The sequence below is a fragment of the Starkeya sp. ORNL1 genome, from assembly GCF_012971745.1.
GTDB lineage: Bacteria > Pseudomonadota > Alphaproteobacteria > Rhizobiales > Xanthobacteraceae > Ancylobacter.
Window position 1 is genome coordinate 1,503,158 of the sequence record NZ_CP048834.1, and the last position, 20,258, is coordinate 1,523,415.

Below are 20,258 nucleotides of genomic sequence, written 5' to 3' on the forward strand. Positions count from 1 at the left end.
CGGGAATGAGCGCTCGTGCAGGCGGCGCAGGGCAAAGTAGCCCCCACCATCACCATGATGGGCAGGACCACAGACGCCGACGGCAAAACACGCCGTCGACGCCCGGTCCAACGCATTGGCGAAAAGCTTGGTCCGCTCGTTGTGAACGAGGCTCATGCGCGAGCGCCCTCACGCCCGCGAGGGATAATTCGGGCTCTCGCGGGTGATGGTGACGTCGTGGACGTGGCTTTCGCGCAAGCTGGCGCCGGAGATGCGCACGAACTGCGCCTTCTCCCGCATCTCCTCCATATTGGCGGCGCCGACATAGCCCATGGCGGCGCGCAGGCCGCCGACCAACTGGTGAAGCACGCCGGAGACCGGGCCCTTGTACGGCACCTGCCCCTCAATGCCTTCCGGCACCAGCTTCAGCGTGTCCTTCACCTCGGCCTGGAAGTAGCGGTCCGCCGAACCGCGCGCCATGGCGCCGACCGAGCCCATGCCGCGGTACGACTTATAGGAGCGGCCCTGATAGAGATAGACCTCGCCAGGGCTCTCGTCGGTGCCGGCGAGCAGCGAGCCGATCATGGCGCATTCCGCGCCTGCCGCCAGCGCCTTGGCGAGATCGCCGGAGAACTTGATGCCGCCATCGGCGACCACCGGGGTATCGCTGCGGTGCGCCACCTCGACGGCATCGAGGATGGCGGTGAGCTGCGGCACGCCGACACCGGCGACGATGCGGGTGGTGCAGATCGAGCCCGGGCCGATGCCGACCTTGATGGCGTCTGCGCCGGCATCGATGAGGGCGCGGGCGCCCTCCCCGGTGGCGATGTTGCCGGCGAGGATCTGCACCTTGTTGGAGAGCTGCTTGATGCGGCTCACCTGGTCCAGCACCTTGCGGGAATGGCCATGGGCGGTATCGACCACCACGAGGTCGACGCCGGCTTCCACCAGCAGCTCGGTGCGGCGGAAGCCATCCTCGCCGACCGTGGTGGCGGCGCCGACGCGCAGGCGGCCCTGCTCGTCCTTGGCGGCGTAAGGATTGGCGACCGCCTTCTCGATGTCCTTCACGGTGATGAGGCCGACGCAGCGGTAATCCTCGTCCACCACCAGCAGCTTCTCGATGCGGTATTGATGCAGCAGGCGCTTGGCCTCGGCCTGGTCGACACCGTCATGCACGGTGATGAGGCGGTCCTTGGTCATCAGCTCGGCCACCGGCTGGCCGGGATTGGTGGCGAAGCGGACGTCGCGATTGGTGAGGATGCCGACGAGCCGGCCGCCGCGCCCGTTCGGCCCGCGCTCCACGACCGGAATGCCGGAGATGGAGTGCCCCTTCATCAACGCCAGCGCGTCGGCCAGCGTCTGGTCCGGATAGATGGTGACCGGGTTCACCACCATGCCGGACTCGAATTTCTTCACCTGCCGGACATGCTCGGCCTGGGTTTCAGGCTCGAGATTGCGGTGGATCACGCCGAGCCCGCCGGCCTGCGCCATGGCGATGGCGAGCCGCGATTCGGTCACCGTATCCATGGCCGAGGACAGGATCGGAATGTTGAGGGAAATGGAGCGGGTGACGCGCGAACGCACATCCGCCTGTCCGGGCATGACGTCGGACAGGCCGGGCTTCAGCAGCACGTCGTCGAAGGTAAGCGCCTCACGCGCGAGCCCGTCGGATACCGGCATCGCCAACTCCCTTCTGAGGGGCGGCGGCACATTCCGCCTCGCCCGATGTGTGGATATGAGCGGAGCGCGGCAGCTATGGAATGATTGCCACGCTCGGTCGAGTTGGCGAGGGCTCATACCACGCGCTGCAGCGCATTCCTAGGCTTCAGCGACCCATATTGCGCATGTGAGCAATGCGTTGCGCAGCGGTCCCGAGCGAAGAAGCTGCTCGGATGGACGCGCGATCCGCCGCTCCCGGGGTGCGAGGGCACGGGGCACGCGAGCGACCGGGTCAGATGCCGGGTGGCGAGCCCGATCGTCGGGACACCATCGTATAAATGCTGCATCTGATGGTCCAATTGACGCCCCAGAGCGACCACTGACAGATAAGGCCATGGCTTGGCAGCGCCAGCGCCGCGTTGGCCAATTCAGAGCAACCGACTGAACAAGGCAAATGGACAGCTACCCGAGTAGCTGTCCGGCCGTGGCGTCAAGCCGCCGCCGGACAGGCACCCAGTCAACCTGGACTGCTCCTGGCGGAACCCGCCGGGCGAGCATCGGTCGGGCCTGGAGCACTATCTTGCCGCTCGGATGATTTCATCCGAGCGGCAAGATAGTGCTCCAGGGTCAATGAGCTGGAGCATGTTCTGATCGCAAAAGTCTTCCGACTTTTGCGAAACATGCTCTCGCCTGTCCGGCTCGCCTCCCGGGCCCGCTTTGGGTCGAGGAGGTGAGTCATGAACAACGTCATTCCCTTCCGCGGCAGGGTCGCGGCATCCGTATCCGCGCGGGCCATCGCCCTCACTATCCAGGCGCCGGAGAGTGTCCGGGTGCGGGCAATGCCGCGCCCGGTCCTCATCGCCATCTGGCGGTCCAATCCTGTGAATGGGCGGCTGGAATCCCGCTGGACCTACGAGCCCGGCAGCAATGCCGACGAGGGCGTCAGTCGTGGCGCCCGTCATTGCCTGGTCGCGTAGGACCCTTCCGCAATCCCTCGCTCCTTCGACGGTCATTCCGTGGACGACCCGGCCGAATAATTCGGCCGCGGCAGCGGTTTCGCTCGGGCGTGCCCCGTTCCTGTCCCTCGTTTCCCCCTGAGGTCCAGCATGGTGTTTCTTGCCAACGACCGCCGGGAACACAGCGCCGTCGCCGCGCTGGTGCGTGCCCGCATCCTTCCCAACGGCTACGACCTCGTCGCATTCGCGCTGATTGTAGCCTTGGCCGTTCTCGCGGTTCACGGGGTCGCCGGCATGCGGTCCCCGCTCGCCGGGCTGGCGAGCGCGCCGGTCTCGCTCGATCCCGCACTTCTGCCCGAATACGCGCTACGCACGACGCTGCGGATGTTCGCGGCGATCATCGCGTCGTTGATCTTCACCTTCGTCGTCGCGACCCTGGCGGCGAAGAGCCGCCGCGCCGAGATGGTCATCATCCCCGCGCTGGACATCCTCCAATCCGTCCCGGTGCTCGGATTCCTCACATTCACCGTGACCTTCTTCATGGGCTTGTTCCCGGGAAGCCAGCTCGGCGCCGAGTGCGCCTCGATCTTCGCGATCTTCACCAGCCAGGCCTGGAACATGGCCTTTTCCTTCTACCAGTCGCTGCGGACCGTGCCGCGCGATCTGGACGAGGTCAGCCGCGGGTTCGGCCTCTCGGCCTGGCAGCGCTTCTGGCGGCTCGAGGCTCCCTTCGCCGCCCCCGGACTGGTCTGGAACACGATGATGTCGATGTCCGGCGGCTGGTTCTTCGTCGTCGCCTCCGAGGCGATCACCGTTGGCGATACCACGGTCCAGCTCCCCGGCCTCGGCTCCTGGCTGGCGGTTGCCATCAGCAAGCAGGATTTTGCCGCAGTGGCCTGGGCGGTGCTGGCCATGGCCATTGTCATCGCCCTCTACGACCAGCTCCTGTTCCGGCCGGTCGTCGCCTGGGCCGACAAGTTCCGCTTCGAGCAGACGGCAGGCCAGGAAAAGCCCCGCTCCTGGGTCTATGCGCTGATCCGGCGCACGCGCCTCCTCAAGCGCCTGACCGCGCCCATCACCTCGGTGTGGGACCGCCTGCTGCTTGTCCGGTTGTCGACCACACGGCACGTCCTGCCGATCAGGCGACGCGATCGGACCGCGACGACCAGGGTTTTCGACTATGCCTGGCTCGGCCTGATCACCGCCCTCGGCGCATGGGGGGTCTGGGCTGCCGCGTCCTATGCGAGCCAGACCCTGTCGTGGGGCGATGCATGGGAGGCCCTGAGCAGCGGCCTCGTCACGCTGGTGCGCGTGATCGTGCTGATCGCCGTGGCGAGCCTGATCTGGGTGCCGATCGGCGTCTGGATCGGCTTGCGACCCGCTGTCGCCGAGCGTGTCCAGCCCTTGGCCCAGTTCCTCGCGGCGTTCCCGGCCAATGTGCTCTTCCCGTTCGCCGTCATCGCGATCGTCGCGACCGGGGCAAATCCGAATATCTGGCTGTCGCCGCTGATGGTGCTCGGCACCCAGTGGTACATCCTGTTCAACGTCATCGCCGGGGCAAGCGCATTTCCGACGGATCTGCGCGAGGTGTCCTCGGTCTACCAACTGCGCTCCTGGACCTGGTGGCGGCGCGTCATGCTGCCGGGGATCTTTCCCTATTACGTCACCGGCGCTCTTACGGCCTCCGGCGGCTCCTGGAACGCCAGCATCGTCGCCGAGGTGGCGAGCTGGGGTAACACCAGGTTGGAGGCCTTCGGCCTTGGCTCCTACATCGCCAAGGCGACGGACGCGGGCGATTTCCCGCGGGTCGTCCTCGGCATCGCGGTGATGTCGCTCTTCGTCACCCTCTTCAACCGCACCCTCTGGCGTCCGCTCTACGTCTTCGCGGAACGCCGCCTGCGTCTCGACTGACCATTCCCGCTGGAGGACCGAACATGGATACCATCGTCATCACCGGGCAGCCCGCGGTCGCCAGCAGCGCGACGATTATATCCGCGAAGCAGGTCTGCCAGACCTATGACAAGGGCTCCTCGGGGTCGCTGGTTGTTCTCGAGAAGGTCGATCTGGAACTGCGCCCGGCCGAGATCGTCGGCCTGCTCGGCAGGTCCGGCTCGGGCAAATCGACCCTGCTTCGCGCCATTGCAGGCCTGATCCGCCCGAGCGGGGGCTCCATCACCTTCCAGGGCAAACCTGTCACCGGCCCCACCTCGGGCGTCGCCGTCGTGTTCCAGAGCTTCGCCCTGTTTCCCTGGCTGACGGTCCTGGAGAATGTCGAACTCGGGCTGGAAGCGCAGGGCGTGATGCCCGCGGAGCGGCGCAAGCGCGCGCTCGCCGCCATCGACCTGATCGGTCTCGACGGGTTCGAGAGCGCCTATCCGAAGGAGCTCTCCGGCGGCATGCGCCAGCGTGTCGGGCTGGCGCGCGCCCTCGTCGTGCACCCGAAGGTGCTGCTGATGGACGAGCCGTTCTCCGCGCTCGACGTGCTCACGGCGGAGACCCTGCGCACCGACCTTCTCGACCTGTGGTGCGAGGGCCGGATGCCGATCGAATCCATCCTGATGGTGACGCACAATATCGAGGAAGCGGTGCTGATGTGCGACCGCATCCTGATTTTCGGGTCGAATCCGGGCCGGGTCATCGCCGAGATCCGCGTGGACATGCCGCAGCCGCGCAACCGGCTCGACCCTGTTTTCCGCAATCTGGTGGAGGACATCTACGCCCGGATGACGGTGAAAAACGGGGTGCCGACGCGGGACGGGCTCTTTCCCGGCACCGGGATCGCCATGGAGCTACCGCATGTCTCGACCAACCTGATGGCCGGCCTGATCGAGACGGTCGCAGCCGAGCCCTATCGCGGGCGGGCCGACCTGCCGCCTCTGGCTGCGGAGCTCCGCCTCGATATCGACGATCTCTTCCCGGTGGCGGAGACGCTCCAGCTCCTGCGCTTCGCCGATATCGAGGGCGGCGACATCAAGCTGACGGCGCCCGGGCTGCGCTTCGCCGACAGTGAGGTGGATGAACGCAAGCACCTGTTCGCCCAGCATCTTGCGACCTATGTGCCGCTCGCCGGCCATATCCGCCGGGTGCTCGACGAACGGCCGAGCCACCAGGCTCCGGCGCGGCGCTTTCGCGATGAGCTGGAGGATCACATGTCGGCCGACTATGCCGCGGATACGCTGAAGGCCGTCACCAGCTGGGCCCGCTACGCCGAATATTTCGCCTATGACGAGCAGGCGGACCTGTTCACGCTCGAAAACCCGAGTTGAGACGATCGCGCGTGATCATCCCCGACCAAAGGCCGTCCCATACCCATCGGGCGGCCTGCGTCACGACTTTCATCACCGACCGGTCAGCCGATGATCTCCTCGCAGACCAGCAGCAGCAGGAAGCCTGCAAAGAACATCGCCGTCACCCATGGACGGTCGGGTGTCTCGTGCGCTTCGACCAGGAGTTCCTCGGTCACGAGATAGAGCAGCGCGATCAGCCCGAAGGCGAAGAAGCCGGTCACCACCGGGTCGGGCAGCGCGCCCACAGGCGCCGCGAGGAGAGCGCCGATCGGCAGCAGCAGGACCAGCGCGGCGGTGATCCCGACGATCTTGAGCCGGGAACGGACGCTTTCGCCGAGTTCGTTGGCAACCGTGAGCCCGAGGAACAGGATTTCGAGGGTCAGGGCGATGGTCAACAGCAGCCCGACCCTTGGACTCGCGGCAAAGCCGATTCCAAGCACCAGGCCATCGATCAGGATATCGATGCCGACCGCCGTCATCAGCCCCACCGGCCCCTTGGCCCGGGTTTCGAGCTGGCTGACCAGCAGCATCACGGCGACACCGATCGCGCCGCCGATGACCGTTGCCACGGGCGAGCCCCGATGCATCACGTCGGGCAGGATTTCACCGGCTGCCGCCGCGAACACCACACCCGCCGCGAAATGCTGGATGGCGCTGACGATGTTGGGGCCGGGTCGCGTGTTCACCGCGACCGTCGCACCAATGATGGCGGCCGCAGCCGGAATGAGCGTGTACATCCAGGCCGCGGTCATCATGGCAGCGTCATTTCCCCGGTGGTGCCGTGTGTTCCGGCAAAACCGCTACGTGGCACGGCTCTTCTTGAACAGGGTATACAACAAGGAGGTGTCACTTTCCGGCCGCGGAACCCAGACTGGAACAAGGCCGGTCGGGAACCGGAACCTCGATCGGCACATGCGAGAGGCGCAAAATCGGCCAATCGGAGTCGGTAGCATATGGAGCGATGACAGATTACGGCTGTGAGACCGAAGCACCTGCGGAGGATGCGCAATGAGGCGCGAGTTTGTCGAGCTCCCGATCGAGATGCCTCTCCTGTGGACCGGCATCATCGCGCTTGCGGGGGCGATCTTCATAGCGGACACCCTCACCGATCTGGAGATCGCCGTCGGCGTCCTGTATGTCGCGGTGGTTCTGATCTCGGTGAGGTTCGGCAGGCCTCGCGCCGTCATGCTCGTGGGCGCCGGATGCAGCCTTCTCACGATCCTGAGCTATTTCCTGACCCCTCGCGGAGCGCCGGAGTCGGGCTTGGTGAACTGCGCCCTGAGTCTCGTTGCCATCGGGGCGACAACCTACCTCGCTGTCAAAACCCAATCCGCCGAGGCAAGGGTGAGACAGGCCCAGGCCGACCTCGCCCACATGTCGCGGGTCACGACCATGGGCGAGTTGACGGCCTCGATCGCCCATGAGGTGAGCCAGCCGCTTGCCGCCATTGTTGCCAACGGCAATGCCGCGATCCGGTGGCTTGCCGCATCGCCGCCTGATCAGGATGAAGCGCGGCAAGCGCTCGACCAGATCATCAAGGACGCCGGTCGTGCCGGCGACGTGATCGGTCGCGTGCGCCGTCTCGCCACCAAGGCCCCGCCATTGAGAGACAGGGTCGACCTGATCGACGCGATCCAGGAAGTTCTCGCGCTTACCCGTAGCGAAGTCCGCCGGAACCATGTGCTGCTGCGCACCGAGCTCGCGCACGAACTGCCCGCCATTTTCGGCGATCGGGTTCAACTGCAACAGGTGATCCTCAACTTCGTCGTCAACGCTGTCGAAGCCATGAGCGGGCTCGAAGCCGGGCCGCGGGAGTTGCTGGTCAGCGCCGCCACGGATGGCAAGAAGGTCACGGTAAGCGTACGCGACTCCGGGGTGGGCCTCGCTCCCGAGGCCCTTGATCGGGTCTTCGCCGCCTTCTACACGACGAAGCCGACCGGGATGGGCATGGGGCTCGCGATCAGCCGCTCCATCGTCGAGGCGCATGGCGGAGCCGTTTATGCCGCCCCCAACCTCCCGCGCGGCATGGTGTTCGGCTTCACATTGCCGGTGCGCGCCGAAGCGAAGGAATAGCGGCGTGCAGGACGGGAGGCCGATCATCTACGTCATCGATGACGACCCCTCGGTCCGGCACGGTCTGGACAGCTTGTTCCGCTCTGTCGGCTACGACGTCCATTGCTTCGCCTCGCCGCGGGACTTCGCCCTGCATCATCGGTCTGACGGTCCGGCCTGTCTTGTACTCGACGTGAGGATGCCGGGGCCGAGCGGTCTCGATTTCCAGGGGGAACTCGCGAGGGTCAACGACCCGATCCCCATCGTTTTCCTCACCGGGCACGGCGACGTCCCGATGTCGGTCGGTGCCATCAAGGCCGGAGCCGTGGAGTTCCTCCTGAAGCCTTTCCGCGAGCAGGACCTCCTCGACGCCATCCGGACCGCCATCGAGCGGGATCGGACCCGGCGCCACGAGGATGCCGCCATGGCGGAGCTCAAGTCGCGTTTCGCTACGCTCTCCGCGCGCGAGAGGGAAGTCATGGCGCTCGTCGTGAGTGGCCGTCTCAACAAGCAGGTCGCCGCGGCGCTCAGCCTGAGCGAGGTCACGGTCAAGGTCCACCGTGGTCAGGTGATGCGCAAGATGCGCGCCGATACGTTCGCAGACCTGATCAGGATGGCAGACAAGCTCGGCGTGTCGCCGCGCCCCATCTGACCAACAGAGAGACCTTACGGCCGCCAGCCGGGCGGCGGGGCGCCGTGCTTCTCGATGGCGTCGACGATCTCCTGGTGCCGGCGCTTCTCCCGCTTCATGTGCACGGCGACGATGCCGTGGATCGACGGTACGAAGAACAGCACCGGGAAAATCCAGCCGAAGATCAGGCAGAGCACGATCAGCACCACGCTGCCGATGGCCGAGAACGGCTGCCCGTTCAGCAACAGCGCCAGCGGCGGCAAGAGCGCGGCAAGGATGTAGATCATCTCGGGTCGTCCTCCCATCGACGCATCATGATGTAGGGAGCATTGCGGGTTTCGCAACGCCTTGGCGCGAGCCATGCGTGCAGCGGCCACGATGACGGATATTTGAGTTTGGCCGGTTCCCCCGGGCGCCCGACGCGCGCTATAGGGCGATGGAGTTATAAATAGCGATTTCCCAGCAGCCGGAATATTCGCCGTGCGATCCGAACGCCTCGTCCCGCTCATCGTTGCCTGCGCCCTGTTTATGGAACAGCTCGATTCGACGGTGATCGCGACCTCGCTGCCGGCCATCGCCATAGATCTCCACGAAGACCCGATCTCGCTCAAGCTGGCACTGACCTCGTATCTGCTCAGCCTCGCCGTGTTCATCCCGGCCAGCGGCTGGTTCGCCGACCGTTTCGGCGCCCGCACCGTGTTCCGCGCCGCCATCGTGGTGTTCACCATCGGCTCGCTGATGTGCGGGCTCGCCCATTCGCTGCCGGACTTCGTGATGTACCGCATCCTGCAGGGCATGGGCGGGGCGATGATGGTACCGGTCGGCCGGCTGGTGATCCTGCGCACCGTGCCGAAGAGCGAGATCGTCTCGGCGCTCGCCTGGCTCACCGTTCCGGCACTGCTCGGCCCGGTGATGGGCCCGCCGCTCGGCGGCTTCATCACCACCTATTTCGATTGGCGGTGGATATTCTTCCTCAACATCCCGATCGGCATAGTCGGTGTCCTGCTCGCCACCCGCTTCATCCCCGATATTCGCGAGGAGGATGTGGCGCCGTTCGACCTCAGCGGCATGGTGCTGTCCGGCGTCGGGCTCGCCGGCATCGTGTTCGGCTTCGCGCTGCTCGGCCAGCAGGCGGTCTCGCCCTATATCGCGCTCGCCGTCATCGTCGTCGGCATCATCGCCATGTTCTTCTATGTGCGCCACGCCCGGCACACCACCCGGCCGATCCTCGACCTCGGGCTGCTGAAGATCGAGACCTTCTATGTCGGCGTGGTCGGCGCCTCGCTGTTCCGCATCGGCATCGGCGCCCTGCCCTTCCTGCTGCCGCTGCTGTTGCAGATCGGCTTCGGCATGACGCCGTTCGCTTCCGGCCTCATCACCTTCGCCTCGGCGGCGGGAGCGATGACGATGAAGTTCACCGCGCAGCCGATCATTCGTACCTTCGGCTTCCGGCGGGTGCTGATCGTGAATTGCGTGATCGCCGCCGCCTTCATTGCGGTGGGTGCGCTGTTCCGGCCCGACATGCCGCATCTCGTCCTGATCGGCTGCCTGCTGTTCGGCGGCTTCTTCCGCTCGCTGCAATTCACCAGCACCAATGCGCTGACCTATGCCGACGTCTCCAGCGAGGCACTGAGCCGGGCCACCAGCTTCGCCAGCGTCGCCCAGCAGGTGTCGATCTCGATGGGCGTCGCGGTGGCGGCGCTGATCCTCGACGGCATGCGCGCCTGGCGCGGCGATGGCACCATCCAGCTCGGCGATTTCAGCGTCGCCTTCACCATGGTCGGCCTGATCGCGGTGTGCTCGATATTCTTCTTCATCCGGCTGCCGGAAAATGCCGGCGCCGAAATGGCGCGGCGGCCTTCCAAGGTGGTGCCGGCAGGGGACGCGCCCGGCGAGATGGGCAGCACGGCGTGAGGTGAGGTTGCTCGGCTTGAGCATCCTTCGAGGCCCGGCTTCGCCGCGCACCTCAGGATGAGGTCGCTTTTAACAACCACCTCATCCTGAGGTGCTCGCGCAGCGAGCCTCGAAGGATGTTGAAGCAGAGGAACGGGCTCCTCAGCCCGCCCGCCCCCTGAATCCCGTCGCCACCACATAGAGCTCGGCCGAATCCGCCCGGCTGGCCTGCGGCTTGATGTGGCGGACGGTGGCGAAGTCGCGCTTCAGGTCGGCGAGCAGCCCACCCTCGGTGCCGCCCTGGAACACCTTGGCGACGAAGGCGCCGCCCGGCGCCAGCACTTCGCGCGCGAACGCGACGGCGACCTCGACCAGCCCGACGATGCGCAGATGGTCGGTGGCGCGGTGGCCGGTGGTGTTCGCCGCCATGTCGGACAGCACGACATCGGCCGCGCCGCCCAGCATCTCCACGAGCCGCGCCGGCGCCTCGTCAGTAAGGAAATCGAGCTGCGCCATGGTCACGCCGGCCATCGGCTCCATCTCCAGGAGGTCGATGGCGACGACGCGGCCATGGCCCTCCTCGGCCTTCACGCGCTTGGCCGCGACCTGGCTCCAGCCGCCGGGGGCGGCGCCGAGATCGATCACCCGGCCGCCGGGCTTCAGCAGCTTCACCTTGTCGTCGATCTCGATCAGCTTGTAGGCGGCGCGCGAGCGCCAGCCCTCGCGGCGGGCGCGGGCGACATAGGGATCATTGAGCTGGCGTTGCAGCCATTTCTGCGACGACGGCGAGAGCGAGCGCGCCTTCTTCAGCCGCACCTTCAGCGGGCGCGCCTCGCCGCCCGCTGCTCGCGGTGCCGCCTTGCCGGGAATCCGCTCACTCATCGATACGCTCGCTCATCGTGCCGCTTCGGCAAAGCCACGCCATACCGCATCGGCCCGCATCAATTCCACCAATATGCCCTCGCGCAGGCCGCGATCGGCAACGCGCAGCCGGTCGCAGGGGAAGGCGCGGCGCACCGCTTCCAATATGGCACAGCCGGCCAATACCAGATCCGCGCGCTCGGCGCCGATGCAGGGATTGGCGACGCGCTCGGAGAACGGCATGGCGAGCAGCCGGTCGACCACCGCCTGGACCTGCCCGGCGCCGAGCCAGGTGCCGTCGACCTGGGCGCGGTCGTAGCGCGGCAGGTCGAGATGCACGCCGGCAATGGTGGTGACGGTGCCGGAGGTGCCGAGCAGATGCAGCCGGCCGCAATCATGCGGGCCGACGGCGGCGACGAAGCCTTCGAGATGCGGCTGGAACTCGGCGACCATGGCTTCGAAATCGGCGGCCGTGACCTGCACGCCGCCGTGGCGCTCGGCCACCGACACCACGCCGAGCGGCACCGAGACCCAGGCACGGATGATCGCGGCGGGCGGGCCGCCATCATCGGTCTCGACCCGGTCGAGCCAGACCACCTCGGTCGAGCCGCCGCCAATGTCGAACAGCACCGCACCATCCGAGCGCGGATCGACCAGCGGGGTGCAGCCGACCGCAGCGAGGCGGGCCTCGGTCTCGCGATCGACGATCTCGAGCTCGAGCCCGGTATGCTGTTTCACCCGCTCGATGAAATCGGCGCCATTGGCCGCGGCGCGGCAGGCTTCGGTGGCGATGAGGCGGGCATGGGCGATGCGCCGCGCCCCGATCTTGGCGGCGCAGACCCCAAGCGCATCGAGCGCGCGGGCCATCGCTGCCTCACTCAGCCGGCCTGAGCCGACCAGCCCTTCGCCGAGCCGCACGATACGCGAGAAGGCATCGACCACACGGAAGCCGCTGGAGGTGGGCTTGGCGATCAGCAGGCGGCAATTATTGGTGCCGAGATCAAGCGCGGCATAGCACGGCGCCTCGGCGGCGCGGTCCGAGCCGGCCTCCTCGCCGCGGCGCGGGCCGCTCTTGCCGTGCATGGAAGGGCCGTGCGCATTGCCGTGGATATTCTTCTCGTGCGCATTCTTGCCATGGCCGCCCTTGCCGTTGCGGCGCCACCACGGCACACGATTCCGGCCGTCGCGCGCATCATCATCGCGCACGACGCGTTGGCCGGCGTCTCCGAGGGCCGGCCTATGGGTCTCATCGACCATTATGGACATCCGGGTATGGGGCGCCACGGCGCAGGCGGCGTCTCATCCCGGGGGTCGGATCTGTTCGCCACATCTTGTATTCAAATGTAGCAGTCCATGCGCACGGCGCAATGGCCGGCGCTGGCATTGGACGCAGGGTGGCAGTTTTCGCGTGTGTAGACGGGCGGCAACCGTTCCAGGCCTGCCCGTGCCGGGCCGCCCTGTGCCATCGAAGCGAGCCTTGGTGCGCCGCCCTGCGGCAGTATCCTTCGAGGCCGTCGACGGCGGCACCTCAGTGCCTGACTCAAAACTCCGCCCGATCCGACTCGGACCATCCCTTACGCCCTCATCCCCGGGCTTGACCCGGGGATCCAGACTTCGACCGGGGACATGCGGCGCGGCTGGATCCCCGGGTCAAGCCCGGGGATGAGGGCGCTTTTGTGCTTTCGGTCAGGCTTTCAGGATGAGTTCGCTCTGGAGAGGAGCCCGACGCTACATCCCCGAGCTTGGCCCGGGGATCCACGTCCGTACGCGCGGTAGCCGCGGTTCCCCTCCCCCGCCGGTCAGCGCCGGAGGGCGGGGAGCGCCTTGTCGATGCCGGTGAGCGGCAGCTTGAGGTTCACCGTCTTGCCGTCGGCGAGCACGAACGCCGCGGTCGCCTCGCTGCCGGCGACCAGTTCCTTGGCGAAGGCGTCGTCGAACGGCCCGCGGGCGTCGCAGCCGCGCTGTTCGCACAGCACGAAATCGACCTTGCGCGGCTTGCCGGCGCCGACCGTCAGCTGGACGCCTTCCTGCACCCGGACGCCGAGCGGCGTGCGTACCGCGAAGACCGGCTTGCCGTCATTGTCCTGGCCGATCTGCCAGACGAACACGCTTTGCTTGGTCTTCTTGCTGGAGATCTGCATGACGGCGGAGCAGTTGCGCTTGCTCGACTTGCCGACGGTGTCGCGACAGGTGACCACCCAATTGTCGTAGACGATGGTCTCGGTGCGCACCGGAGCCGTAGGCTGCGCCGGTGCGCCCGGCTGGGCTGGTGCGGCGGCCTGGCCGGCCGCCGGCTTCGGCGCGGTCTGCGCCACCGGCTTCTGGGCCGGGGCGGCCTGGACCGGTTTCAGCGGCGCCGACTGCACCGGTGCGGTCTGGGCGCTGGCCAAAGTCGGCACAAGAAAAGCGAGCACGGTGGCGGAAGCCAGCGTGGCGATCGTCCGCTTCGCGCGGGGACCGGCAGGCGCGTTATGCATATTGAACATTATGGTGCCTCGTGTCGGGCGCCGGGCAGCGGTCAGTTTGGCGCCTGCCGCGACGAAATTGGGCCGATCCTGTGCGGACCGGCCCATCGATAGTCACTCCAAGAGATTCCGGCAAGGAGCGCGAAGCGCTCCCTGCCTTTTCCTCACCAGCGGACCTTGACGCCCGCGGTACCGGCCCAACCTTCGACGTCGCCGAAGTTGTACTCGCCGCTGCCGTACACCGCGACATTCTCGGTGATCGCGGCATTGAAGCCCGCACCCGCATTGTACCAGGTGCCGCCGATGTCGCTGGCGAGGATGACGCCGGAGACGTTGGTGTTGTTGTCACCCGCGAACTCGGACAGCACGTTGAAGATCGCCCAGGGGGTGATCGCCATGCCGTTCGCCGCGGTGACCGTGGTCTGCAACTGCAGACCGAGGCGGCCGACCAGGGAGTCCGCATCGTCCGGCCTGACTTCGACGCCGTTCGAGGCGGTGTAGGCGTCCTGGCTGACATTGACGTAAGTCAACTGGCCCTGCGGCTGGACGACGAAGCCATTGCCGAGGTCGAAGCCGTAGCCGACTTCACCCGAACCACCCCATGCGGTGGCGTTGGTGCTGGCCTTGAAGTCGTTGCCGTCGCCGTCCACGTCGCCGTTCATGTCGACGTCGAGCACGTCCACCTTGCCGACGAGGTCGACATACCAGCCGGTGCCCGGAAGGCCGCCGACCTGGCGGAAGGTGGCGTAGATACCGGCGTTCCAGCCGTTGATATCAAGGTTGGACTTGTCGTTGCCGTAGAAGAAGGTGTCGTGAACGTCGGCCTTGGACCAGCCATAGCCGCCGAAGGCGCCGAAGCTGATGCGCGAGGCGTTGTAGTCGAAGGTGTAGTCGGCACCACCCTGCAGGCCGTAGGTGGTCTGGTCGAAGTCCCAGCCCTTGTCGACTTCGTAGGACAGGTCGGCGCCGCCACCGCGGATCCAGGCCTGCCACTTCGGCGCCGGCGCCGGGATATAGGCCGGAGCCTTGGTCGCGAGGTCGGCGTTGCGGCCTTCCAGCGAGTCCTGCTGCTTCAGCTCACCGAGGCGCTTATAGAGCGTGTCCATGCCAGCGTAGAAGTGCCGCTGGGCCGCCGAGGATGCCGTGGCAAAGGTGCCCGTGCCCTCGACGAGGTCGGAGCGCAGGTACCAGTCGCCGTCGGTCTCCGACTGGAACAGCCGGTAAGCGAAGACGCCGTCGATCACTTCCCGAGCGCCGGTATTCTTGTTGATGCCGAGTGCGAAGGCATCTTCCGCCGACACGTTCGAGCCGCTGGAGTCGACGATCTTGATACCATCCTGGTCGCCGAGGCCGGTGAAGGTGCCGTTTCCAGGCGCAGCGTTCGCCACATAGACGGTGGTGACGTAGCCGCTGTCCTTGATCTCTCCGTTCACACGCAGCAGGTCGGTGTCGGAGTTGCTGTCACCAAGCACGGTGTCGATGGCAAGGTTGCCACCGCCCTCGTAGGTGCCGTGGATCGTCAGACGGTCCGCGGCATAGGTGTCGCGCATATTGACGGTGCCGTAGTTTATGAACTCCACCGAATTATTGTTGGAGCCGATCTCGACACGAGCCTGGCCGGTATAGGTGAGGTCGAGCACGCCACCCGGATTTGCAAGCCCGTTATACTGGTCACCGACATCGAGCACTGCGCCGTTACGGCCCACGCCGTCGTCGAGCACGAAAGTATTGGTCTCGAGATCAGCGAACCGGTCGGAGAGCTTCAGCACCGAGGTGCCGCTGACGTACACCAGGCCGGAGCCGTCATTGGCGAGGAAGCGGTAATTATCGCCGGTCAGGTCGAGGCGCGAATTGCCGACCACGTAGAGCTGCTGCCAGCGCTCGACTTCGTCGAGCTCGAGGTTGCTGTCCGCGGCGACGACCATCACGTCGTAACCGCGTCCGCCATCGACTTCGCCGTTGAAGTGGAAGTTGGTGTTGTTGCCGACGTTGTCGAGGTTGACCATGAGCAGGAAGTCGTCGTCGTCGTTGCCTTCGATGTCCTCACCGATGGTGATGGAGTTGGTGTTGAAGGCAGCGATGACAATGTTGTCGTCGCCGTCACCACCCTCGACATCACCGCGGATATCGATGTCGCCGCCATTGGTGGCGAGCAGGCCGATGAAGTCGCCGCCATCGCCACCGGAAACGTCGCCATCGACATCAACCAGGCCGCCACGATTGGCGAAGAGGAAGATGCTGTCGCCGCCCGAACCGCCGCTCACATCGCCGTCGACATAGATGTTGCCGCCGCGATCCGCGATCAGAGCGAGGTTGTCGATGCCGGAATTGCCTTCGACATTGCCGTCGACGCGAACGTCACCGCCGCGGGTGGCGAGCAGGGTGATGTCGTCGCCGTCATCGCCGCCCTGGACGTCATCGCGGACGTGGACTTCGCCGCCGCGATCCGCTGCCAGCAGGATGCTGTCGTAGCCGTCATTGCCCTGCACATCGTCATCGACGTGGATTTCAGCGCCGCGCGTGGCGATCAGCGCGATATTGTCCTGACCGTTACCACCTTCGACGTCCTCGCCGACATCGATGTCGCTGCGGCGACCGCTGGCGAAGAGCAGGATGTTGTCGTTGTCGTCGCCGCCCTCGACGTTTTCGTCGACATTGACGTCGCCACCGCGGGTCGCGATCAGCGCAATGTTGTCGATGCCGCTGCCGCCACGGACGTTATCGTCGACATTGACGTTGCCGCCGCGGCTCGCCGCCAGCGTGATGTAGTCGCTGCCGCTGCCGCCATCGACATTGCCGTCGACATCGATATCGCCGCCGCGGTCCGCTGCCAGCAGGATGTGGTCGCTGCCGTCATTGCCCTCGACGTCGTCATTGATGTCGATCTCGGCGCCGCGCGTCGCGATCAGAGCGATATTGTCCTGGCCGTTGCCGCCTTCGACGTCCTCGTCGACTTCGATGTCGCTGCGACGGCCGGTGGCGAACAGCAGGATGTTGTCGTTGTCGTCGCCGCCCTGGACGCTGTCGTCGACATAGATGTCGCCGCCGTCGAAGGCGATCAGCGCGATGTTGTCGAGGCCATCGTCACCATCGACGTCGCCGTCGACATTGATGTTGCCGCCACGGCTGGCGACCAGCCCGATACTGTCGCCCTGGTTGCCGCCGGAGATGTCGTCGCCGACCACGATGTCGCCGCCGCGGTCCGCACGCAGGAGGATATCGTCATAGCCGTCGCCGCCATTGATGCCCTGGTCGATCTCGACCCGGCCGCCACGGTCCGCGAAAGCGAAGATGTTGTCCTGGCCATTGCCGCCGGACACTTCGTCGAAGTCGACGGTGCCGCCGCGGGTGGCGCCGAGCACGATGGTGTCATCGCCATCGCCGCCATAGATGTCCTCGCCGCGGATCAGACCGCCAGTGGTGGCGAAGGCGCCGATGAAGTCGTTGTCGTCGCCGCCACGAATATCGTCATCGAGAATGATGCGACCGCCGCGGCTCGCAGCGAGCAGGATGAAATCTTCGCCGTTGCCGCCAGAGATGCCCTGGTCGATCTCGACCCGGCCACCGCGATCAGCGAGTGCGACGATCGCGTCGTCGCCGTCGCCGCCGCCGAGTTCGTCGAAGTCGACGGTGCCGCCACGGGTGGCGCCGAGCACGATCGCGTCGTCGCCGTTGCCGCCGTAGATGTCTTCACCGCGGATCAGACCGCCGCGGTCAGCGAAGGCGCCGATGAAATCGTCCTGGTTGCCGCCATTGATGTCGTCGCCGAGGATGACGCGACCGCCGCGGCTGGCGCCGAGCAGGATGAAATCCTCGCCGTCGCCACCGTTGATGCCCTGGTCGATCTCGACCCGGCCGCGCCGGTCGGCGAACGCAACGATGTTGTCATCGCCGGTGCCGCCCGAGACTTCGTCAAAGTCGACCACACCGCCGCGGGTAGCGCCGAGCACGATGTCGTCATTGCCGGAGTCGCCGTAGATATCCTCGCCGCGGATCAGGCCGCCGCGATCAGCGAAGGCGTAGATGTCGTCGTTCTGGCGGCCGCCGTGGATGTCGTCGCCAAGGATGATGTCGCCGCCGCGGCTGGCGCGCAGCAGGATGTCGTCATAGCCGTCGCCGCCGGAAATGCCCTGGTCGATCTCGACCCGGCCGCCACGGGTGGCGATCGCGGTGATGTCGTCATTGCCATCGCCGCCGCCGAGCTCGTCGAAATCGACGACGCCGCCGCGGGTCGCAATGAGCGTGATGTCGTCGTTGCCCGTGCCGCCGAAGATATCTTCGCCGCGGATCAGACCGCCGGTCGTGGCGATCGCACCGATATCATCGTTGCCACTGCCGCCGGTGATATCGTCAAAGAGGTGGATCTCGCCGCCAGCAAAGGCCGCGAGGCCAATGGTGTCGTCGTCACGGCCGCCGTTGATGCCGTCGAAGATCCGAATCTCGCCGCCGAAGCCAGCGAGTGCAAAAATCCGGTCGTCGCCGTCGCCGCCATTGATCTCGTCCGCGAAGATGTCCGCACCCGGCCCGATCGAACCCAGGATGACGGTGTCATCGCCGTCGCCGGCGAAGATGCTCTCGATATTGGTGTTTTCCTGGGGCAGGAAACCGAGGGCACCAACCACGATCAGATCATCACCGCCCGAGGTAATGATGTCGCCGCTAAGGTCCGAATTGATGACGAAGATATTGTCGTCACCATTACCCGTCAGCATCGACACGCCTAACAGATCGCCCACGTTGGCATTGTAGGCAACGATCGTCGTGTCGGTATTGAAGTTGAAGATCGGCGAGCTGGTCGGCCCCGAGTTGCCGGTGCAGAAGACAAACGGACTAACGAAATTTACTGGGCCTGGAGCGCACGCCGCCGCCGCCGGGCTGACACCGCCGCTGGTCAGCAGCGCGGCGCCCAGCACCAGCGCGGAGGCCGAACCGAACAGCGCCCCCTTGCGGTGATCCACCTTCGTGGATGCGGGTGCATTTCGCGTGTGGCGCTGGCGGGTAATCCCGCCCTTCGCGATGTTCTTGTTCACAAACTTCCTAGCCATAAAGGTCAGCCCCCGCTTGAACCAACTGACGTTGCGTCCGGCCCCCGCCGATCCGCCTCCGCCTGTGACCCAATCCACAATCCCGCCACACATCGGGCAGGAATCGGGACAGTCACGATCCACGGCGACACTACCCAGCACCCGATTCCGCCACAAGCTATGAGGGTACCCGCAACCGCCAACCCCAATTAATAGCTGCCGCTCTCAGAAAAAGGTGTCATACGACCGTCAATTTCATAAAACGGCCCGGATTTCGAATTACACGAGGAATCATATGCGCTTACGGTCGGTAATCCGCCTTGTATTTTTCTCACAAATAAGCCATGATTCGCACAAATACGAAAATTGCGAGAAAATCGTATTTTTCCCGTAGCAATTGGCGGCGGTTGTGTTATTTTTACCACGGGTCACACGAAGAGGGGCGGCGGGAACGGCGGGCGACTGCCGCTTCCACGGGCAAGGGACTTTCTGCGGGGAAAGCTCGGCTCGGCTGTAAAACATATGCAGATCGGATACACGGTGCTGGGCCGGGACGGCTCAGGGCCTGCATACGCGTATGGTGAAGCGGGCGCAGGCGAGCGCGAGAGCGCCCAGGCCGCGGCCGGCGATGTCGCCGCGCTCGAAGCGCTCGGCTGCGAGAAGGTGTTCACCGATTCGGACGGCGCGCGGCGCGGCGAACGGGCCAATTTCCGCGCCGCGCTGGATTTCCTGCGTCCGGGCGACGTCCTGGTTGTACCGGCGCTGCGCCATCTCGGCAGCGACATTGAATCGATCGTGCTGCTGGTGGAGCGGCTGCGTCGTTCCGGCGTGTCGGTGCGCATCGGCGACATGATCGTGCCGCAGACGCCGACCGGCGACGCCTTCAACATGACCTGCCGGGAGTTCGCCCGGCTGGTCGAGCCGCCGCCGGAGGCGGAAACCGCGGCACCCGGCGGGGCGCGCCGGCGCGGCCGCCCGCAGGCACTCTCCGCCAAGGACCTGGCGAAGGCGCGCCGCCTGCTTGCCGAGAGCACCATGACGGTGTCGGATGTCGCCCGCGCGCTCGGCGTCTCGCCGGCGACGGTGTACCGCTATTTCCCGCGGCGCGCGCCGAAGCCGATCCTGCCCGGCGATACGCCGGGCTGAAGCAGCCCGGTCTTTCCTCACTTCCCAGGAATGTCATCCCGGCCGGCCGCAAGGCCGAGCCGGGATGATGCCTTTGTCATCCCGGCCGGCCGCAAGGCCGAGCCGGGATGATGCCTTTGGGAGGGTGCCGACCGCGATGTCTTACGCCGGCTAACCACCCCCCTCCCCGCGCTCGCAACAAAGCGAGGGAATCTCCACGGATCGACAATGTGATCGCGGCGCTGCGCTGGATGGCCGGGTGGTGATAACACTGTCCCGCACCGCCTCATCGCGAGGTGCCGGCGCCCGCCGGGCCTCGAAGGATG

General features: G+C 66.1%; 14 protein-coding genes. 7 read left to right on the forward strand and 7 right to left on the reverse strand.

Features of this window, described 5'->3' with window-relative positions:
* Positions 1–168: 168 nt before the first annotated feature.
* The gene (gene guaB, locus G3545_RS07345; protein WP_170011268.1) at positions 169–1,659 is read right to left on the reverse strand and encodes an IMP dehydrogenase; all 1,491 of its coding nucleotides are present in this window, start codon (positions 1,657–1,659) and stop codon (positions 169–171) included.
* A 716-nt stretch (positions 1,660–2,375) separates the two neighbouring features.
* Here guaB and G3545_RS07350 point away from each other — a divergent pair.
* The 3 genes from G3545_RS07350 to G3545_RS07360 all read left to right on the forward strand — a co-directional run bounded on the left by G3545_RS07350 (position 2,376) and on the right by G3545_RS07360 (position 5,860).
* The gene (locus tag G3545_RS07350; protein WP_170011270.1) at positions 2,376–2,615 is read left to right on the forward strand and encodes a hypothetical protein; all 240 of its coding nucleotides are present in this window, start codon (positions 2,376–2,378) and stop codon (positions 2,613–2,615) included.
* 129 nt (positions 2,616–2,744) lie between these two features.
* A complete protein-coding gene (locus G3545_RS07355; RefSeq protein WP_170011272.1) occupies positions 2,745–4,505 on the forward strand; it encodes an ABC transporter permease subunit in 1,761 nt (586 codons plus the stop codon).
* Between the two features lie 23 nt (positions 4,506–4,528).
* Positions 4,529–5,860 (forward strand): nitrate/sulfonate/bicarbonate ABC transporter ATP-binding protein, encoded by a 1,332-nt coding sequence (locus G3545_RS07360; RefSeq protein WP_170011274.1) that lies wholly within the window; start codon positions 4,529–4,531, stop codon positions 5,858–5,860.
* 83 nt (positions 5,861–5,943) lie between these two features.
* On the opposite strand, the gene G3545_RS07365 is transcribed toward G3545_RS07360, so the two are convergent.
* Entirely contained in the window at positions 5,944–6,636 is a 693-nt protein-coding gene (locus G3545_RS07365; RefSeq protein ID WP_170011275.1) for a transporter, read from the reverse strand.
* A 253-nt stretch (positions 6,637–6,889) separates the two neighbouring features.
* Here G3545_RS07365 and G3545_RS07370 point away from each other — a divergent pair, with 253 nt between their 5' ends.
* Both G3545_RS07370 and G3545_RS07375 read left to right on the forward strand, forming a co-directional pair.
* Positions 6,890–7,954 carry an ATP-binding protein gene (locus tag G3545_RS07370; RefSeq protein ID WP_170011276.1) on the forward strand — a complete coding sequence of 355 codons (1,065 nt, stop codon included), beginning with the start codon at positions 6,890–6,892 and terminating at the stop codon, positions 7,952–7,954.
* A gap of 4 nt (positions 7,955–7,958) precedes the next feature.
* Positions 7,959–8,585 (forward strand): response regulator, encoded by a 627-nt coding sequence (locus tag G3545_RS07375; RefSeq protein ID WP_246702730.1) that lies wholly within the window; start codon positions 7,959–7,961, stop codon positions 8,583–8,585.
* Positions 8,586–8,599: 14 nt separating this feature from the next.
* On the opposite strand, the gene G3545_RS07380 is transcribed toward G3545_RS07375, so the two are convergent.
* The gene (locus G3545_RS07380; protein WP_170011278.1) at positions 8,600–8,851 is read right to left on the reverse strand and encodes a hypothetical protein; all 252 of its coding nucleotides are present in this window, start codon (positions 8,849–8,851) and stop codon (positions 8,600–8,602) included.
* A gap of 193 nt (positions 8,852–9,044) precedes the next feature.
* Between G3545_RS07380 and G3545_RS07385 the strand changes: the two genes are divergently transcribed.
* Positions 9,045–10,478, forward strand: coding sequence for an MFS transporter (locus G3545_RS07385; protein ID WP_170011279.1), 1,434 nt, complete (start codon positions 9,045–9,047; stop codon positions 10,476–10,478).
* Between the two features lie 141 nt (positions 10,479–10,619).
* Here G3545_RS07385 and G3545_RS07390 read toward each other — a convergent pair whose 3' ends face one another.
* From G3545_RS07390 to G3545_RS07405, 4 genes are all read right to left on the reverse strand, one after another.
* Positions 10,620–11,339: an RlmE family RNA methyltransferase gene (locus G3545_RS07390; RefSeq protein WP_170011280.1), complete on the reverse strand. Its 720-nt coding sequence runs from the start codon at positions 11,337–11,339 to the stop codon at positions 10,620–10,622.
* Positions 11,340–11,351: 12 nt separating this feature from the next.
* Positions 11,352–12,575, reverse strand: coding sequence for a Ppx/GppA phosphatase family protein (locus tag G3545_RS07395; protein ID WP_246702731.1), 1,224 nt, complete (start codon positions 12,573–12,575; stop codon positions 11,352–11,354).
* Between the two features lie 542 nt (positions 12,576–13,117).
* Positions 13,118–13,804 carry an invasion associated locus B family protein gene (locus G3545_RS07400; RefSeq protein WP_246702732.1) on the reverse strand — a complete coding sequence of 229 codons (687 nt, stop codon included), beginning with the start codon at positions 13,802–13,804 and terminating at the stop codon, positions 13,118–13,120.
* A gap of 143 nt (positions 13,805–13,947) precedes the next feature.
* Positions 13,948–18,828, reverse strand: coding sequence for an autotransporter outer membrane beta-barrel domain-containing protein (locus G3545_RS07405; protein ID WP_170011281.1), 4,881 nt, complete (start codon positions 18,826–18,828; stop codon positions 13,948–13,950).
* 501 nt (positions 18,829–19,329) lie between these two features.
* On the opposite strand from G3545_RS07405, the gene G3545_RS07410 reads away from it, so the two are divergent.
* Entirely contained in the window at positions 19,330–19,953 is a 624-nt protein-coding gene (locus G3545_RS07410) for a recombinase family protein (RefSeq protein ID WP_170011282.1), read from the forward strand.
* The last annotated feature ends 305 nt before the right edge of the window (positions 19,954–20,258 follow it).

Coding starts and splice junctions, on each gene's coding strand:
- guaB (WP_170011268.1), bottom strand. CDS start 1,659: ATGCCGGTATCCGACGGGCTCGCGCGTGAGGCGCTTACCTTCGACGAC.
- G3545_RS07350 (WP_170011270.1), top strand. CDS start 2,376: ATGAACAACGTCATTCCCTTCCGCGGCAGGGTCGCGGCATCCGTATCC.
- G3545_RS07355 (WP_170011272.1), top strand. CDS start 2,745: ATGGTGTTTCTTGCCAACGACCGCCGGGAACACAGCGCCGTCGCCGCG.
- G3545_RS07360 (WP_170011274.1), top strand. CDS start 4,529: ATGGATACCATCGTCATCACCGGGCAGCCCGCGGTCGCCAGCAGCGCG.
- G3545_RS07365 (WP_170011275.1), bottom strand. CDS start 6,636: ATGATGACCGCGGCCTGGATGTACACGCTCATTCCGGCTGCGGCCGCC.
- G3545_RS07370 (WP_170011276.1), top strand. CDS start 6,890: ATGAGGCGCGAGTTTGTCGAGCTCCCGATCGAGATGCCTCTCCTGTGG.
- G3545_RS07380 (WP_170011278.1), bottom strand. CDS start 8,851: ATGATCTACATCCTTGCCGCGCTCTTGCCGCCGCTGGCGCTGTTGCTG.
- G3545_RS07390 (WP_170011280.1), bottom strand. CDS start 11,339: ATGAGTGAGCGGATTCCCGGCAAGGCGGCACCGCGAGCAGCGGGCGGC.
- G3545_RS07395 (WP_246702731.1), bottom strand. CDS start 12,575: ATGGTCGATGAGACCCATAGGCCGGCCCTCGGAGACGCCGGCCAACGC.
- G3545_RS07400 (WP_246702732.1), bottom strand. CDS start 13,804: ATGTTCAATATGCATAACGCGCCTGCCGGTCCCCGCGCGAAGCGGACG.
- G3545_RS07405 (WP_170011281.1), bottom strand. CDS start 18,828: ATGGCTAGGAAGTTTGTGAACAAGAACATCGCGAAGGGCGGGATTACC.
- G3545_RS07410 (WP_170011282.1), top strand. CDS start 19,330: ATGCAGATCGGATACACGGTGCTGGGCCGGGACGGCTCAGGGCCTGCA.